This window comes from Psychrobacter sp. R86515 (assembly GCF_042466315.1).
Classification (GTDB): domain Bacteria; phylum Pseudomonadota; class Gammaproteobacteria; order Pseudomonadales; family Moraxellaceae; genus Psychrobacter.
Genome location: NZ_JAXHCC010000001.1, coordinates 1,136,694 through 1,153,544 on the forward strand (window position 1 = coordinate 1,136,694; position 16,851 = coordinate 1,153,544).

14 protein-coding genes are annotated in these 16,851 nt (G+C 44.2%); 6 read left to right on the forward strand and 8 right to left on the reverse strand.

Translation table 11 applies throughout. The annotated features are described in order from the left end of the window. Nucleotides 1-77 precede the first annotated feature (77 nt). The 3 genes from potC to potA are packed head-to-tail and all read right to left on the reverse strand — an operon-like array spanning nt 78 to nt 3,003. Nucleotides 78-884: a spermidine/putrescine ABC transporter permease PotC gene (gene potC / locus SJY28_RS04840; protein ID WP_379543646.1), complete on the reverse strand. Its 807-nt coding sequence runs from the start codon at nt 882-884 to the stop codon at nt 78-80. Beyond that, on the reverse strand, nt 884-1,762 hold the full coding sequence (potB, locus tag SJY28_RS04845) for a spermidine/putrescine ABC transporter permease PotB (protein WP_379543647.1): 879 nt from the start codon (nt 1,760-1,762) through the stop codon (nt 884-886). Before potB ends, potC begins: the two co-directional genes overlap by 1 nt. Next, the gene (gene potA / locus SJY28_RS04850; RefSeq protein ID WP_379543648.1) at nt 1,762-3,003 is read right to left on the reverse strand and encodes a spermidine/putrescine ABC transporter ATP-binding protein PotA; all 1,242 of its coding nucleotides are present in this window, start codon (nt 3,001-3,003) and stop codon (nt 1,762-1,764) included. The genes potB and potA overlap by 1 nt, the downstream gene beginning before the upstream one ends. A gap of 401 nt (nt 3,004-3,404) precedes the next feature. On the opposite strand from potA, the gene SJY28_RS04855 reads away from it, so the two are divergent. From SJY28_RS04855 to SJY28_RS04865, 3 genes are all read left to right on the forward strand, one after another. Next, the gene (locus SJY28_RS04855; RefSeq protein WP_057758161.1) at nt 3,405-4,043 is read left to right on the forward strand and encodes a carbonic anhydrase; all 639 of its coding nucleotides are present in this window, start codon (nt 3,405-3,407) and stop codon (nt 4,041-4,043) included. A gap of 176 nt (nt 4,044-4,219) precedes the next feature. Continuing rightward, nucleotides 4,220-4,783 (forward strand): lactoylglutathione lyase, encoded by a 564-nt coding sequence (gene gloA, locus SJY28_RS04860; RefSeq protein WP_379543649.1) that lies wholly within the window; start codon nt 4,220-4,222, stop codon nt 4,781-4,783. Nucleotides 4,784-4,855: 72 nt separating this feature from the next. After that, a complete protein-coding gene (locus SJY28_RS04865; protein ID WP_379543650.1) occupies nt 4,856-5,833 on the forward strand; it encodes a mechanosensitive ion channel family protein in 978 nt (325 codons plus the stop codon). Nucleotides 5,834-5,963: 130 nt separating this feature from the next. On the opposite strand, the gene SJY28_RS04870 is transcribed toward SJY28_RS04865, so the two are convergent. From SJY28_RS04870 to ribA, 3 genes are all read right to left on the reverse strand, one after another. Next, nucleotides 5,964-6,440, reverse strand: coding sequence for a cytochrome c (locus SJY28_RS04870; RefSeq protein WP_134292367.1), 477 nt, complete (start codon nt 6,438-6,440; stop codon nt 5,964-5,966). Nucleotides 6,441-6,799: 359 nt separating this feature from the next. Beyond that, complete coding sequence (hemF, locus tag SJY28_RS04875; RefSeq protein WP_379543651.1) at nt 6,800-7,810, reverse strand: oxygen-dependent coproporphyrinogen oxidase; 1,011 nt, start codon at nt 7,808-7,810, stop codon at nt 6,800-6,802. Nucleotides 7,811-7,817: 7 nt separating this feature from the next. Further along, nucleotides 7,818-8,546, reverse strand: a complete 729-nt coding sequence (ribA, locus tag SJY28_RS04880; protein WP_379543652.1) for a GTP cyclohydrolase II — start codon at nt 8,544-8,546, stop codon at nt 7,818-7,820. 633 nt (nt 8,547-9,179) lie between these two features. On the opposite strand from ribA, the gene dxs reads away from it, so the two are divergent. Together dxs and SJY28_RS04890 are read left to right on the forward strand one after the other, a co-directional pair. Then, entirely contained in the window at nt 9,180-11,252 is a 2,073-nt protein-coding gene (dxs, locus tag SJY28_RS04885) for a 1-deoxy-D-xylulose-5-phosphate synthase (RefSeq protein ID WP_379543653.1), read from the forward strand. Between the two features lie 356 nt (nt 11,253-11,608). After that, nucleotides 11,609-12,436: an inositol monophosphatase family protein gene (locus tag SJY28_RS04890; RefSeq protein ID WP_114701277.1), complete on the forward strand. Its 828-nt coding sequence runs from the start codon at nt 11,609-11,611 to the stop codon at nt 12,434-12,436. A gap of 83 nt (nt 12,437-12,519) precedes the next feature. Here the strand turns inward: SJY28_RS04890 and SJY28_RS04895 are convergent, their stop codons facing one another. Further along, nucleotides 12,520-13,959, reverse strand: a complete 1,440-nt coding sequence (locus tag SJY28_RS04895; RefSeq protein WP_201568312.1) for a wax ester/triacylglycerol synthase family O-acyltransferase — start codon at nt 13,957-13,959, stop codon at nt 12,520-12,522. A gap of 174 nt (nt 13,960-14,133) precedes the next feature. After that, nucleotides 14,134-14,955, reverse strand: coding sequence for a thiazole synthase (locus tag SJY28_RS04900; protein ID WP_101205496.1), 822 nt, complete (start codon nt 14,953-14,955; stop codon nt 14,134-14,136). A 328-nt stretch (nt 14,956-15,283) separates the two neighbouring features. On the opposite strand from SJY28_RS04900, the gene gspE reads away from it, so the two are divergent. Further along, complete coding sequence (gene gspE, locus SJY28_RS04905) at nt 15,284-16,837, forward strand: type II secretion system ATPase GspE (RefSeq protein WP_379543655.1); 1,554 nt, start codon at nt 15,284-15,286, stop codon at nt 16,835-16,837. Nucleotides 16,838-16,851 lie beyond the last annotated feature (14 nt).

A 16,851-nucleotide genomic window follows, 5' to 3' on the forward strand; every position in this document is an offset into this window, starting at 1 on the left:
AGTCAATATAGCGCTGACTTTCACTCATAGTCCGGTATTAATGCTCAGTTAATAAGCAATTAGTCAGCAATTAACATCTAGCGCTTGCGTAACAACAACTGTGAGATAACGACCAATACTAGTGAAGCAACCAGTAATAAAGTACCAATGGCGTTGACTTCTGGCTTGAGTCCTACGCGCACCATAGAATAAATGCGTAGCGGTAAAATCTCATAGCTAGGCCCTGTGACAAAGGTCGACACCACTACATCATCTAGCGACAAGGTAAAGGCCAGTAACCAACCCGCCATGACTGCTGGCAAGATAACTGGGATCAATACGGTGCGCACCATGGTTGATTCGTTAGCACCCAAGTCGCGTGCCGCTTCCATCAAGCGCTCATCCAAGCTACTCAATCGTGCAAAGACGGTAATCACAACAAAAGGTAGGCAAAAAGTAATGTGCGCCAATAGCAGTGAGACAAAGCCCAATTGCAAACCAATCAGTAAGAACAATGCTAGTAATGAGATAGCGAGTACAATCTCAGGCGACATCATCAGGACAAACAGCAGCCCATTTAGTAAGCCTTTACCACGAAAATTATAACGGTGTAACGCCAGCGCTGTAAGCGTGCCTATCAAAGTCGAGACAGTGGCCGCCACCAGTCCTAAGACAATGGAGTGCCAAAATGCATCGAGCATCGCTTGGTTGTTAAACAGTGACTCGTACCACTTTAAGCTAAAGCCGCCCCAGTTATAACCGATTTTTGACTTATTAAAGGACATTACCACCAAGACAATGATGGGCAGGTACAACAAGGCATAAATCAGTCCGAGATAGCTTTTGGCGGCGATATTACCAATCTTGAGCGGACGAGTTTTGTTGTTCGGTGAGCTATAAGACATTAGGCCACCTCGTTAAAGTCAGTCTTGCCAATGCGGCGGCTACTGGCACGGTAGGCAAGTAATAATACCGCCATCGCTAGTGTCAATAAAACGCTGGCCGCAGCACCAAAGGGCCAGTCACGCGCATCCAAAAATTGGTTTTTGATGATATTACCGACCAATAAGTTACGAGAGCCACCTAAGATATCCGCCACATAAAACATGCCCATTGCAGGCAATAGCACGAGTAGCACACCAGAGATAATCCCAGGTGTCGTTAATGGCAGTACTACATGCCAAAAGGTCTGTGTTTTAGTTGCACCCAAATCCTGAGAAGCCAGTAGCATGTCATTACGCAAGTCAGTAAATACTGCGTATAGCGGCAGTACCATAAATGGGAATAACAAGTAAGTTAGTCCTGCGATCACTGCGCCTTGGGTATATAAAATATCGATAGGGGTGTCGATTACGTCAATTGCCAATAGCAATTTGTTAATCAAACCGTTATTAGCAAATAGTAATTTGAGCGCATAAGTCCGTACCAAAGAGTTGGTCCAAAATGGCAGTATCAGTAACATCATTAGCAGCGGTTGCCAACGCACTTTCGCCTTAGAAACTAACCATGCAAAAGGGTAGCCAAGCAATAGACAGATAACCGTTGTGATACCTGCCATCCATAATGAGTGGACAAATACCTCAAAATACAATGGGTCAATCATCCGCACATAGCTGTCGATACTGACAGGCAAGCTAATAAACGCACTGCTATCACGAGTTAAAAAACTGACAGCGATGACTAAGATATTCGGTAATAGTGCAAATATCAGTAGCCAACCCCAGATTAGCCAAAGCGTGGCAGTACGAAATGGACTTTTACTGCCTAAGTGGTTGCGAGCCATCAGCTACCATCCTTTTGTGCAGTTGTGTCTGGCACAGCTTCAGAGTCTTCTGGCAATACCCATTCCCAGCCATCTACCCATGAGACTTTAACGCCCTCGTTTAGTTTGTAATCAAAGCTCGGGTCATCTTCATCAAAAAATTCAGAAGCCTTAATGATATGACCATTTGCCAGTTCGATAATCGAATCTAAGGTGCTGCCTTTATAGTTACTTTCGATGACACGGCCTAACAGTCCGCTATGCTCGTTATCTTTTGGATCATATATTCGTAAATCTTCGGGGCGAAGTAGTAAGTTGACGATATCTCCCACTTGCACGTCATTGGAAAAATTGGGACGACGTAAGTTGCGTAAGGTGGTCGGCCCTTCTTGCGCCTGTGCTTCACAGACTTCGACCTCGATACGTCCGTTGGTCACTTTACCATCGCGATCTGGCTGGTCTGGATAAACCCCTTTGACCTCGGCTCTAAATAAATTGGTCTCGCCGATAAATTTTGCAGTAAATAAATTGGCAGGGGTTTCATAAATCTCGATAGGCGTACCGATTTGCTGGAACGTGCCGTCTTTCATTACGGCAATACGGTCTGACATCGACAGCGCTTCTTCTTGGTCATGAGTCACGAAAACAAAGGTAATGCCAAGCTCACGTTGCAAACGCTTTAGCTCAGATTGCATTTGCAGGCGCAGTTTATGATCGAGTGCGGATAACGGTTCATCAAGCAATAGTAGTTTAGGACGGTTAATCACCGCACGAGCAATCGCAACTCGCTGCTGCTGACCACCAGATAAATCTTGCGGCTTGCGGTTGGCCAAATGCTCTAGCTGTACCATCGCTAGCATCTCGCTAACACGTCTTTGGATTTCATCTTTTGGGACTTTCTTTAGCTTTAGGCCATAAGCCACGTTCTGGGCAACGCTCATATGAGGAAACAACGCATACTGCTGAAATACGGTATTGACCGGACGTTTATCAGCGGACAATCCCGCCATCTGTACGCCATCCAAATATATCGCTCCAGCGTTCGGCTGCTCAAAGCCTGCAATTAAGCGTAGTAATGTCGTCTTACCACAGCCTGATGGGCCAAGCAGCGTCAAAAACTCACCATGCTTGATATCAAGGTTGATGTCTTTTAGGACTTCGGTTTGATCATAGGTTTTTTTTAGACCAGTCAGTTGCAGCAGCACCTGATCATCATGAGGTAACGCAGAGGTGTTATGCGTATTTTGAGATAAATCGGTCATAATATCTGTTCCTGAGCGTCCAATAGCTATATGCAGCTGCCTGTCATTATAGGGATTGGCATGAGCGTAAGCACGATTTGATTACTGTCTAAATGCTGCCTGAGTGCTGCGTATTATAACAAACCATTAATATAAGTCAGTGCAAGTTCGTTATAAGTTACGCGAGTCATACTGTCGTAGCAGCGATATATACAGCTGTATTTTTACATGTGACTACATTCACCTAACGATATTTAGACAAATTTTTTTACCGTTTTTTGGTTTTTATTGCTATACAATCACGTTATGGCTGACAAACATGATTAGCCTCATAGTTTGACGATAATTAGTCAATCTGTGTTTGAATACATGTATGCAAAACAGCTTATAACTCTAATATTATTGATGATAAAGGATCTCTCATGCCTACCGATATACGTCCAACCACAGGTCAAGAAGCACTTGAGCTTTTAAAAGCAGGTAATGCACGCTATGTTGATAGCCTCACCAGTACCGATGAGTATATGCAGCGCCGTCCAGAGTTGGTCAAGGATCAAAATCCGTTGGCCATTATTTTGGGTTGCTCCGATGCACGAGTACCAGTTGAGATTGTTTTTGATCAAGGTTTGGGAGATTTGTTTGTTATACGAGTCGCGGGTAATGTGGTTGCACCATCACAGATTGGTTCAATCGAGTTTGCAGCCGAAGCCTTTGGCACGCAATTGGTAGTGGTACTTGGACACTCAAAATGTGGTGCTGTCACGGCTTGTGTTGAGACATTGATTAACCCTGAGCAGAATTATTCACCTAACTTGCAATCTATCGTTGATCGTATTCGCCCAAGCGTTTATAACTTGCACGAACTGGCAACTGCCAATGGTCAAGACGTCGATGCAGACGAGCTGGTCGATCGCTCTATCCGCGCGAACGTACGTATGTCAGTCAGTCAGCTAAAGCATGGCTCACGTGCATTAGAGGACTTAACTAATAGTGGTCAGCTGCTGGTAGTCGGTGCTGAGTATGATCTTGAGACAGGAAAAGTGCGTTTTTTAGATAGCTAGTCAGTCTTAGATAACTAGCTAGTTAGGGCATACAGACGAACACACCTTGTTCATATTCTTACAAAACCCTATCAGTTATTTCGCCATTTTTTATTATGATAAGAGAACGACGCAAATTACGAAAATCGTGATTTGCGTGTTTTTGCCTTTATTTTTTGAATTATATTAGGATAATTATGTCTACTTCATCTAACAACAATAACGACGCACTAGACCAACCTGCTAGCAGCGTTAATACTGATGGTGTTCAGCCAATCTCATCACAGACGACCGGTTTTACTTTTAACCACACCATGCTGCGTGTCAAAGATCCTGTTAAATCGCTAGAGTTTTACACTGGTGTCTTGGGCATGACCTTGCTTGCCGTTAAGAAGTTCCCTGACATGGGGTTTGACTTATACTTTTTGGCTAAATTGACCGAAAGCGAGCGCGAAAACTTGCCAACTGGCGATGATCTAGAAATTTTTGCTTTCCGTCAGCGTGGTATTTTAGAGTTGACGCATAACTACGGCACCGAGACAAAAGCTGACTTTAGCTATCATGATGGCAATCAAGATCCACAAGGTTTTGGTCATATTTGTTTTAGCGTTCCAAGCTTGGATGAAGCGGTTGCTTGGTTTGATAAAAACAACGTCGAATTTAAAAAACGTCCAGAAGATGGCAGTATGAAAAACATTGCCTTTATCAAAGATGTGGACGGCTACTGGATCGAAATCGTACAGGCCGATTTGATGGGCTAGTTGTCAGAATGACAGCACCTATTAAGATAAGTGCGTTAATAGAAATAAATAGAATAAAGGAGTATCACCCAGATGCCTACCTCTGAGGCAGACACGACACTGAGTGCTGAGACAGCTGCGCAGTCTACGACAACGGATGGATTAACCTATCAAAGCATCCTTGGTTCGGCAAATGAGATATGGGTTGGCTTTGTTGAGCGCATTCCATATTTTGTCGCATCAATTATCGTTATCCTGATTTTTTGGTTTTTATCGATTGTCTTTAAAAAAATCGTTCACAAATTATTAGGCAGTCGTAGTCGGCATCAGAACTTGGTCAAAGTGTTTCAGCGGGTAGGCGGGGCGCTTATTTTCTTTATCGGTTTTATGATAGCGATGGTTATTGCGGTGCCGGGGTTCACTCCTGCTAAGTTGATTGGCGCGCTCGGTATTGGTTCCGTTGCTATCGGTTTTGCTTTTAAAGATATCTTTCAAAACTTGCTCTCTGGTATTTTGCTGCTGATTTCAGAGCCGTTTCGTATCGGTGATCAGATTGTTTCAGGCGACTATGAAGGAACAGTCGAAGATATCAAAATCCGTGCAACTACCATCAGGACTTATGATGGCAGACAAGTAGTGATTCCAAATTCAGATCTTTATACTTCGGCGTTGACCGTTAATACTGCTTACAAGCAGCGCCGTCTACAAGTCGCAGTTGGTATCGGCTATGAAGATGATATTGAAGCGGCCAAAGCTGAGATTATAAAAGCACTAGATAAGATAGAGAGCGTTTCGAAGAAAGCAACACCAAGCGTAATTGCCACTGGTTTCGGCGGTTCGTCCATTGATCTCATGGTACGCTGGTTCATCGAAGATGGTACGCAAGCCAATAAGGTTGCCTCGATTCATCAAGTAATTGTAGGTATCAAAAACTCGTTGGATGCAGCGGGCGTAAACATTCCATTCCCAATACGTACGATCGATTTGAGTGATCCTTCAGTAAGTGCAATCGTTAATAAGATGAACGAGCAGCAAGACATTGTGGATGTGAATAAAACAGTGGCAGAGTAGTGCGCTCGGTGAAATATTTAATTAGTTTCGAAACTTTGATTTCCACAACATTTAGAAAACTAAAAAAACCGCCACATCAACTGATATGGCGGTTTTTTTATACGTGTCTACTTGCTATAAATACAAAGATTTATTCGTCTTTTGCTCTAAAGTCGGTATGGCATGATTTACAGCTTGCACCAACTTGTCCAAAGGCAGGTTTAACATCGTCCATACTAGTGGCATTTTGGGCGGCGGCGTTTAGCTCAGCAGTAACTTTTTGAAAGTTTTCCGCTTCAGCACTGAAGCCATCAGCATTAGACCAAACCGCTTCGGTAGCATTGCCTACCGCTTCTGGGTCTTCAAAATGACTCCAAGGCTTGGCGGCATCTTCTGCCAAGAACGCCGCTTGCTCTTTAAATACATCGGCATCAAATGTGTCAGGTGCTTTTGCCATATCACCCATGACGCCCATTGCATCGCCCCAGTTTTTCATGGTGTCTTGACGCGCTTGCACGTCAGGGTTAGACCCTGTTGAGGTACTACAGGCCGTTAAACCCAGTGCAGCCGCCATCAAAGTAATGCTAAACAGAGATTTGAAAGATTTGTTGGTATGAACCTGTGCCATATGACTTACTCCTTTAAACTTGGCTAATAGTAAGCGCGATTACAAACGCTCGCTTTGACTTAAAATATAGTTATACAAAATACTGCCTAAAATTCTTTTGAGCACAGTTGCTAATAAAGAACGTCTTCTATTGTAACGGTTATCTGCGCGATGGGAATTATATAGTTGTTATATCCTCGTAATATTTTAAATAAGCATAACTTAACTTGGTTGTTACTGCTTATAGTTGGTTGCAGTGATTTTATGGTAGCTACACAACGTATTCTTTACGATAACAACGTGAGAATGGCTAGTTTGGATGGTACTGACAATAAAAAAGGCCAGCGAATAGTAGCTGACCTTTTTAATATTTACGAAAACTACAGTGCTAACCAATCACGCGGTTTTAGATAATAATCGGTCAACTCAAATTCAGGCGTTCCTTCAGCAGGCTCAAAACGATAATGCCAGCTGGCAAGTGGCGGCATACTGACTAGAATTGACTCGATACGTCCGTTGCTCTGTAGCCCAAATAGCGTTCCGCGATCGTAGACCAGATTGTATTCAACATAGCGACCACGGCGATAGAGCTGAAACTCGCGCTGCGCTTCAGTATAAGGCGTATTTTTACGTTGTTCAAAAATCGGCATGATACCGTCAAGATAACCGTTGCCCACGGCTTTCATAAAGTTAAAGCAAGTCTCGAAGTCCCAGCCACGACTTTCAGTACTGACGTCATCATAAAACAAGCCGCCAATGCCGCGCTGCTCATCACGATGGCGTAGATGGAAATACTCATCACACCACTGTTTGAAATCAGCGTAGATATTGTCCCCAAAAGGCGCACACAAGTCATGACAAACTTGATGCCAGTGTACACAATCAGCGAGTACTGGATAGAATGGCGTTAAGTCAAAGCCACCGCCAAACCACCAAATAGGAGCTTCACCTTCCGCTTCCGCTACGAATAAACGCACATTAGCATGGCTCGTAGGCACGTTTGGATTTTTGGGATGGACAACCAGTGACACGCCCATTGCTTGAGCTTTACGTCCAGCGATATTGGGGTGACGCGCGGTCGCCGAGGCGGGTAGGTTATGTACATGAATATGGCTAAACATGACGCCTGCTTTTTCGATGACCTCGCCATCTGCCAATACGCACGACCGTCCGCCACCGCCTTCAGGACGTTCCCAGTCATCAGGTACAAAGGTCGCAAGCTCATTTTCATTAGTGCTGCCGTCACGCTCTTGTGCTTCTAGCGATTCACAGATACGTGCCTGTAAATCAACCAAAAATTCGCGCACTCGCATGATGTCGTTATTGGTTGGCGTCGTCACAGACGCCACCGTTGATAAGTCTGTTTCGTTATTTGTATTTGTAATACTCATAAGATATCTATTTATTCAGGTGTATGGCGGTATTAAGGTCTGTATCGAGAGAAGCATCTATATCAAGATTGATATTTTTATCAAACAAGTGGCCCATGCGATCACGTTTGGTTGCTAGATATTCAGCATTCATATCATTGACACCGACCAACAATGGCACCCGTTCGACAACATCAATACCATGCTCAGTTAGATAGGCGACTTTGTTTGGATTGTTGGTAATGAGCCTGACAGCGTCGACCCCGACATGGGCAAGCATCGGACCACACATATCATAGATACGCGCATCAGCAGGCAAGCCTAACATGAGATTAGCATCCAATGTATCATGGCCCTGATCTTGGAGGGCATACGCACGAATCTTATTGGTCAAACCAATACCGCGGCCTTCTTGACGCAAATACAAAATCGCACCGCAACCTGACTCTTGGATGGCTTGCATGGCAGTATTGAGCTGCGGACCGCAGTCACATTTCAATGAGCTAAATGCGTCGCCTGTTAGACATTCAGAATGAATGCGAATGAGCGGCACTTGCTTCGCTATAGATTCATCTTTTTGGTTCAATACCATGTCGTCTAAGGGTTGGTTAGCGATATCGTCTGTCTTTTGATCGACCACAGTTAGACCAACGGTCAGCATGACATGCTCTTGACCTTCGCTATTTTCAAAGATATGAATATCAAACTCGCCGTGACGAGTGGGTAATTTGGCACTAGTGATAAATTGATATGACATTGCTGTCCTACATAAGCCTAAAGTCGTGGCGGTGAAAAGTATGTTATTGCTGTTTGAAACGAGCGCTGTTTGAGACGGTTACTGTTCGAGATAACTATGGTTTTCGAAATAACTATTAGTTGAGATGAGCATGTCATCTAAACTTTACTGCTAAGATTAAGATGATACCAGTATAACCTGTTCATAAAGACAGCGTGCTCATTGTATTTTTTATAAAAACACACAAAGTTCACAGACGACGCACGATGATTAAAGCGACAATTAAAAAAAAATGCTATTATGCCATACTATTTTGACGGATACAGTGACAAGTCTTTACCCTTACATTACTATGTCGTCACTAACATCCGCTATTGATGCAAAATAATAGGGCATAATGTCACCCCTCAGTAGTCAATAGTGTAAAAGCATCAATATTTTGATATCAAAACGTTGGTATTGACGCGCAGTCTATTGTGCTAGCGTGTCTATTGTCGTAAGTAGCGCAGCTATACAAATACAAAAGTTGCATGAATAATTATATGGTCGATTACATCAATAATGATGTAGGTATTATTGACGTCTTTTGATTATAGTCACCGCTATATTTTAAAGACACGTCTTGTCAGCAGATTGGTAGGTATCGTACGGTTTATGCAGCAGTCACCTCATTCTCCAAAGTCTCAGTCCCTATCTACATCAGTGCTGGATTCTGCTGCTCAGCTATCGAGCTTACAGCAGACCTATACTGTGATTCCACGTGTGCGTCCTCATACGCCATTGCTTGATGCAATTGATACACCCACTGACCTCAGCACGCTTTCGGCTGCCAAGCTTATTACGCTGGCTGATGAATTGCGCCTTTTTCTATTGTATTCAGCTGGTCAAAGCGGTGGGCATTTTGGTGCCAATTTAGGTGTGGTTGAGCTGACCATAGTATTGCATTATTTGTTAGAGACGCCGCAAGACCAAATCGTCTGGGACGTGGGTCATCAAGCCTATGCTCATAAAGTACTGACCGGTCGCCGTGAGCAGCTAGGTACTATCAGATCTAAAGACGGTCTGACGGCGTTCCCTGAGCGCGCAGAATCTGTCTACGATACATTTGGCGTTGGGCATTCATCGACCTCTATCTCAGCTGGTCTGGGCATGAGCCTCGCACTGCGTTATCAAGGCCGCGAGCAAACGGTTGCTTGCATCATCGGCGATGGTGCAATGACAGGCGGCATGGCATTTGAAGCCATGAATGACGCAGTACAGCAAGATGCTGATTTGCTGGTTATCCTAAACGATAATGATATGTCGATATCTTGTTCTATTGGTGGATTTTCACGACATTTAGCGATGCTTTGGGAGTCAGGTTATCAAGTAGATATCTCTGAGTCAGGTGAGCCAGTACTCTGTCACCGTCCTGATATGCAGGCGTTCGATCGCCGCAAGCGTCATAAAGAGATGCGTGATGTTCCGCAGCTAGAAGATAACTTATTCAAAGCGATTGGTTTTACCTATTTTGGTCCATTTGATGGGCATAATATTCCTGAGCTACTGCGCGTATTGTCACTGGCGAAGCAAGTAAAAGGCCCAGTATTGGTACATATCTATACTACTAAGGGTAAAGGCTTTGCCCCAGCAGAATTAGATCCAGTGGGCTATCATGCAATCAGTAAATTGCCAGTCGAAAATCATAAAGAGCATGAAGCGTCTAAAGCTGACTCCATAGAGCAGCCAACGAAACAACGAAGCACAAAGCCAGCGTTAAAATATTCGCAAGTGTTTGGCCAGTTCTTATGTGATAAAGCGGCCGAGGACGATAAGCTACTAGCTGTCACCCCTGCCATGGAAGAAGGCTCAGGGATGACGGACTTTGCTCGTCACTTTCCAGAGCGTTTCTTTGATGTGGCCATTGCTGAGCAACATGCTGTCACACTAGCGGCTGGGATGGCAACTCAGGGTGTCAAACCTATTGTTGCAATTTACTCGACGTTCTTGCAGCGTGGATATGATCAGCTGATTCATGACGTGGCCTTACAGAATCTCGATGTGATGTTTGCCATCGATCGAGCGGGCCTAGTTGGTGAAGACGGTGCCACGCATGCTGGCGTGTTTGATTTCGGATTCTTGCGTTGTGTGCCTAATATGGTGATTGCAGCGCCAAAAGATGAGAACGAATGCTACCATTTGCTCAATACTTGCTATGAATATTCAGGCTGCACGGCGGTACGTTATCCACGTGGTACAGGCACAGGTGCTGATATTAAGCAGCCAGCTCAAACTTATAAAGTTGGTGAAGCGGTTGTCGAGTCAGTATTAGGTAAAGCTAATGCGCCTAACAAGATAGCTGTACTGGCCTTTGGTACGATGGTAGCAACTGCTCAGCAAGCAGCAGAAAGCTTAACAAATAACGATGCAGCGTTAGATTGCCAGATACAGGTGGTTAATATGCGCTGGGTAAAACCGTTAGATACAGCCATGCTTGAGACGTTATTAGCGCAAGGGGTCACTCATATAGCCACCCTAGAAGAGCATATGATTATGGGCGGCGCGGGTAGTGCAGTGAATGAATATTTGCTCAATGAATCGGCTGCCTTTAAGCAAAGTCGTCCAGCTATTGCTAATATCGGTATTCCTGATCGTTTTATCGCTCATGGCTCCCAAGCAGAACAATTGGCTGACTGTGGTTTAGATGTCGAAGGCGTAATTAAACAGCTTAAAACGCTCTTATCATAAGCAATGTTCCTAGCGTTACAATATTATTTTAAAAAATTAATACGTTAAAAATGTGTTACTTAAAACTAACATAAGCTCTTTAAACAGAGCAAACGCCTGCTAGCCGCAGGTGCTAACTTTTTTACAACTTGCGCAGTTTAGATAATCGCCAAAGTACTGGCTTGGTCAGCGTGACGGTTTTTTCGTTTTTATTGAACAATTTTAGTATAATGCGGGTGTCTTTTATAAGTTTTCGTTTATAAGAGACACGTTTTTAATCGCATAGATGTGGTGTGATGCGGCGGCTGTTTGGCATGTTGTGGGCACAAAGCTAGTCTTATTTTTTTATATTCATTCATCAAGCAAATAGGTTATTTATGGAACCCATGGTCGTCATCGCAGCGCGTACTGCTGAAAAAGTTGGTAAAGAGATTTTATATGCGCATCAAAACCGCCACAAAATCGAGTTAGATATTGAGTCTAAAGGACTTGATGGTTTGGTTACCCGCATTGATCGCTTTAGCGAAGAGCTCACGATTGAGACGCTCAAAGCCAGCTATCCTAATCATTCATTTTTGGGTGAAGAGTTCGGTATGCAAGAAGGCCGCGGCGAAGATGCTGACTGGTGCTGGATTATCGATCCACTAGACGGCACTAAGAACTTTGTCCACGGTGTACCGCAGTTCTGCGTATCTATCGCTGTACAGCATAAAGGCGTCACCCAGCACGGTGTGGTCTATGATCCAGTACGTGATGAGATGTTCTCAGCGAGCCGCGGTAAAGGCGCGCGTTTGAACAATCGCCGCATGCAAGTGAGTGAACGCAAAGCCATTGATGGCGGTTTCTTTACGACCGGTCATCCGCTTGAGCGTAAGCGCAATGGCGAAGTTATCTCTTATGCCAAACAGCACTTTGAGAGCTTACAGAAGATATCTGAGGCAGGTGGTCAGGTACGTCGTATGGGTTCAGCTGCGCTTGATTTGTGCTATGTTGCTGCTGGTCGTTTTGACGGTTATTTTGAGATGTCTATCAAGCCTTGGGACATCGCTGCGGGCGAGCTTATCGTAACTGAAGCACGCGGTGTGGTGGTTGATCATACTGGCGCGCACAACTCTATGACATCAGGCTCTATCTTCGCTTGTAATGTGAAATTGCTCAAGCCATTGATGCAGACAGTTGTACCAATCTGGGGTGACGCAATCTAAACGTTAACCTCATTGGTATTAACGTTTAGCGCCTAGATATAGTTAATATCTAGATTGAGCATGAATGAAAAAAGCTGGTTCCATTATGGAGCCAGCTTTTTTGTTTTATCATTACCCTTATTGCCTGCTTTATCTTCGACAGTAATACCTTTGAATGCTAGCTCTTTACTGGTAGTTTCTAGCAGCTGCAACTCTTCTTCTATGAGCATCAGCATATCTTGTACGCGAGGTAACGCCTTGCTACAAGCGGTAATACCAAACTCAATCTTATCCAGGTAACTGGCTAAGGTGATATTCATCGCTTGACCATTAAAGACGATAGAAGCAGGGTACAGTGATTGCAGACGTGCACCATTCCAGTACAGCGGTTTTTCAGAGCCAGGTACGTTAGAGATAATCAGGTTAAATGCCTGCTTTCTAGGAAACAGTCCTGTCGCCAAATTAATGCCTTGCCACGCGTATGAGACGATACTGTAGTTAATGACCTGCGCTTGGTTCATGCGGCGAAAGCGACGTTTGCCGTTATTCATACTACGATGGATAAGCTCTATCCTGCGCAGTGGATTGTCCAAATGCGTACCCAAGTTCGCCAGTACAAATGACAGCTGGTTGCCCGAGATACTATTATCTGTACGCAGTGACATCGGTACAAAAGCAATCAATGGTTTGCTCGGTAGCGCATCCATTGAGATTAGATAACGGCGAATAGCACCTGCACAGACCGCCAGTACCACATCGTTTCTACTAATTTTGAGCCTTTCAGCAATATCGTTAAAACGTTTTATATCATAAGATTGTGCGGCTATACGCCGTGAGGCTGATATACGTTTATTCAAGATACTCATTGGGGCGTCAAAAGTACCGACGTACCCTTCATCACCATAGTTTTTTACATTATCTAGCAGTTCTGTAAATACAGGTTTGATGGTAGATATCTGCTCTTTTATGATGCCTCTGATAGATCGTTCGGCAGGTAATATAGCGTTTACTTGGTTACGATGGCGCGCCATCAACGACCAGACAGGGAGAGTAACTGGCTCGGTTGGCGATTGTGATAAGGACTTTTGAACCAAACGCATCGCCGCGATACCATCAACCAAAGAGTGATGAATCTTAAAATACCATGCAAAACGTTCAGGTCCACCTTCGACTTCTGGCTGTATACCTTCGATAACATGACATTCCCACAAAGGCATTGCGCGATCTAATAAACGCCCATGTTCTCTTGAAACGTACATTAATAATTCACGTACGCGTCCAGGACTGGGTAGCGCGACATGATGCAAATGATGCTCGACATCAAAGTCTTTATCTTTTTTCCAAAAGGCTAAATGTTCAAGTACCTGATTAAAAGGAAAGCTGGGCGGCACATCAGACTCTTGCATTTGTTTTACCAATTGATAGACAAAATCGCTATCCGCATTGTCTGGTAATTCAAATACAAACAGCCCACCAACGTGCATGGGCTGTTTACGCGACTCAAGAAGTAGAAACAACTGGTCGACTGCTGTGAGAAGTCGCATAATAAATCCTTTTATGACGATAAGTGTTATGTGAAAATTATAATGAGTAGATATTCAATCAAATAACATTTTTTATTATTTTATAGAGCGTGTTAAGCCATCAACCATAGCACTGACAGCACTATACGTAAATACTCAACAGGCTCTATTATGACATGTCATCTATACTTCAATTTATTGAAAAAAATACCCAGTCTGTGGTGAGCTGGCAGTAGCCATCTTACGCATTGGCATACGACCTGCCAAAAACGCAGCGCGACCTGCCCACATAGCATGTTTCATTGCGTGTGCCATCATTACCGGGTTTTGTGCATTGGCAATGGCTGAGTTCATCAGTACACCATCACAGCCAAGCTCCATCGCAAGTGCAGCATCAGACGCAGTACCGACACCAGCATCAACCAATACGGGTACTTTAGCATTTTCGATTATTAAGCTAAGCGTATGACGATTGAGTAGACCAAGTCCTGAACCAATCAAGCTGCCAAGCGGCATAATAGCGACACAGCCCATGCTTTCTAATTCTTGTGCAACGATAGGGTCATCTGACGTATAAACCATCACTTCAAAGCCATCATCGATCAGTACTTTGGCAGCTTTTAAAGTTTCCATAACGTTTGGATACAAGGTTTTTTCATCACCCAATACCTCAAGCTTAACCAAATTATGCCCACCCAATAACTCGCGAGCAAGCTTACAAGTGCGAATGGCTGTTTCGGCGTCAAAGCAGCCAGCAGTATTCGGTAATATCGTATATTTATCAGGTGAAATCACATCTAATAAGTTAGGCTCATCACTATTTTGTCCAATATTGACACGACGAATGGCGACGGTCACGATTTCGGCTGCTGAAGCGGCAATGGCTTCTCCAGTCTCTGTCATGTCTTTATATTTACCGGTACCGACTAACAGACGCGAAGAAAAGGTGCGGCTACCAACAGTAAAGGTATCTTGTAAAAGTGGTGTTGGGTGAGTAGTGCTAACGTTCTCTGACATAACGGAAAATCCTAATATCGAGCGGGAGAAGGGGACAGACAAAATATGATGGGTAATCTAAGTAATCTAAAAGGTGTAATAGGCAATGGCAAGCTGTCAGCGAAAAAATCGCATGATATGCTAACTCTGATAGTAATAATATGTGCTAGGCAATAGGTATAAAGCGCCAGTCACATAAAATAATACCCGTCTAAAACAAAATGCTATTATAACAAACTCATGCAACCTTACTGGCAGTCTTTTTTGATTCGAACTGTTAAGGACAAGGCATCCACCCTGTCTTGGCGTGCGTTCTTTTTATCCTCTCCTCACTTATTGGGCCGTATTTATGATGCAGTTGCCATACAGCTTTGCGAAACGCCATCAGATTTTGGCCATACTTGCGATAGACCCTGAATTACCGCCGACATTGGTACTCACCAAAGCAACTCCGTTGTCAGCGATCAATGAAGCGGTACGGTTTTTACAGCAGCAAGGCAGTCGCGGTGTACCCACTTACGAAAGTGTCAGCGCGGATGATTTTGAAAAACGTATGAACGCGGCTTATGCGGGCAATACAGGGGAGTCGCAGCATATTGCTGCTGGACTTGAGGACCATCCTGATCTCGATAGCTTGGCAGATAGTGTCCCTGAAACTGAAGACTTGATGGATCAACAAGACGATGCACCTATCATTCGTTTGATCAATGCTTTGTTGTCCGAAGCCATTCGCTTAAGTGCTTCAGACATTCATATTGAAACCTTTGAAAAGCGCTTGGTCGTTCGTTTCCGAGTTGATGGTGAGCTAAAAGAAATCATCACACCAAAACGTCAATTGGCTCCACTATTAGTCTCACGTATTAAGGTAATGGCTAAATTAGATATCGCCGAAAAGCGAGTGCCGCAAGATGGTCGTATCAGTTTAAGACTGGCAGGGCGAGAGGTCGATGTGCGTGTATCGACCTTACCATCGAGCTTTGGTGAGCGTGTGGTGATGCGTCTATTAGACAAGCAAGCTGGTCGTTTGAATATGACGTACTTAGGGCTGTCTGATAATGACTATACTGAGCTAAAACGCTTAATCCATCGTCCGCATGGCATTATTTTGGTGACAGGGCCGACTGGCTCGGGTAAAACTACGACGCTATACTCTGCATTGACCGATTTAAATGATCAAACTCGCAATATTTTGACCGCTGAAGATCCGATTGAGTTTCAGCTTGATGGTATCGGGCAGACGCAGGTCAACAATAAAGTAGACATGACATTTGCTAAAAGTTTGCGCGCGATGTTGCGACAAGATCCCGATGTGGTGATGGTTGGTGAAATTCGTGATTTAGAAACGGCAGAGATTGCCGTACAGGCGTCTTTGACAGGGCATTTGGTACTATCGACGCTGCATACCAACACTGCTATTGGTGCAGTCACTCGCTTACAGGACATGGGTGTTGAGCCGTTTCTGTTGTCGTCTTCGCTTATTGGCGTAGTAGCACAACGTTTAGTGCGTACTTTATGTTCACATTGTCAAAGCTGGCAGGCTGCCGATACCGAGCAAGCCAAGCTGTTTACCGAAATTGGCATTGGGTCAATGCTGAAAAGTGATGCCAAAGATATAGTAAATAAGTCAATTCGCTTACCCAAGCCAGTAGGCTGCGATAAATGCAATCAGTCAGGGTTTAAAGGACGTACCGCTATATATGAAGTCGTGCCAATCGATGATACATTGCGCCGTATGATTCATAGTAATACGGCTGAGTATGAGCTGGAAGAGTATGCACGCCAGCAAACACCGTCGATACGTGCAGATGGCTTACGTAAGGTCATAGAAGGGCGCACAACATTGGAAGAAGTGCTGCGAGTGACGAAGGAGAGTGCGTTAACAGATGACACGATACTGGTATAAATTTGCGGACTGGA

Coding starts and splice junctions, on each gene's coding strand:
- potC (WP_379543646.1), bottom strand. CDS start 884: ATGTCTTATAGCTCACCGAACAACAAAACTCGTCCGCTCAAGATTGGT.
- potB (WP_379543647.1), bottom strand. CDS start 1,762: ATGGCTCGCAACCACTTAGGCAGTAAAAGTCCATTTCGTACTGCCACG.
- potA (WP_379543648.1), bottom strand. CDS start 3,003: ATGACCGATTTATCTCAAAATACGCATAACACCTCTGCGTTACCTCAT.
- SJY28_RS04855 (WP_057758161.1), top strand. CDS start 3,405: ATGCCTACCGATATACGTCCAACCACAGGTCAAGAAGCACTTGAGCTT.
- gloA (WP_379543649.1), top strand. CDS start 4,220: ATGTCTACTTCATCTAACAACAATAACGACGCACTAGACCAACCTGCT.
- SJY28_RS04865 (WP_379543650.1), top strand. CDS start 4,856: ATGCCTACCTCTGAGGCAGACACGACACTGAGTGCTGAGACAGCTGCG.
- SJY28_RS04870 (WP_134292367.1), bottom strand. CDS start 6,440: ATGGCACAGGTTCATACCAACAAATCTTTCAAATCTCTGTTTAGCATT.
- hemF (WP_379543651.1), bottom strand. CDS start 7,810: ATGAGTATTACAAATACAAATAACGAAACAGACTTATCAACGGTGGCG.
- ribA (WP_379543652.1), bottom strand. CDS start 8,546: ATGTCATATCAATTTATCACTAGTGCCAAATTACCCACTCGTCACGGC.
- dxs (WP_379543653.1), top strand. CDS start 9,180: ATGCAGCAGTCACCTCATTCTCCAAAGTCTCAGTCCCTATCTACATCA.
- SJY28_RS04890 (WP_114701277.1), top strand. CDS start 11,609: ATGGAACCCATGGTCGTCATCGCAGCGCGTACTGCTGAAAAAGTTGGT.
- SJY28_RS04895 (WP_201568312.1), bottom strand. CDS start 13,959: ATGCGACTTCTCACAGCAGTCGACCAGTTGTTTCTACTTCTTGAGTCG.
- SJY28_RS04900 (WP_101205496.1), bottom strand. CDS start 14,955: ATGTCAGAGAACGTTAGCACTACTCACCCAACACCACTTTTACAAGAT.
- gspE (WP_379543655.1), top strand. CDS start 15,284: ATGATGCAGTTGCCATACAGCTTTGCGAAACGCCATCAGATTTTGGCC.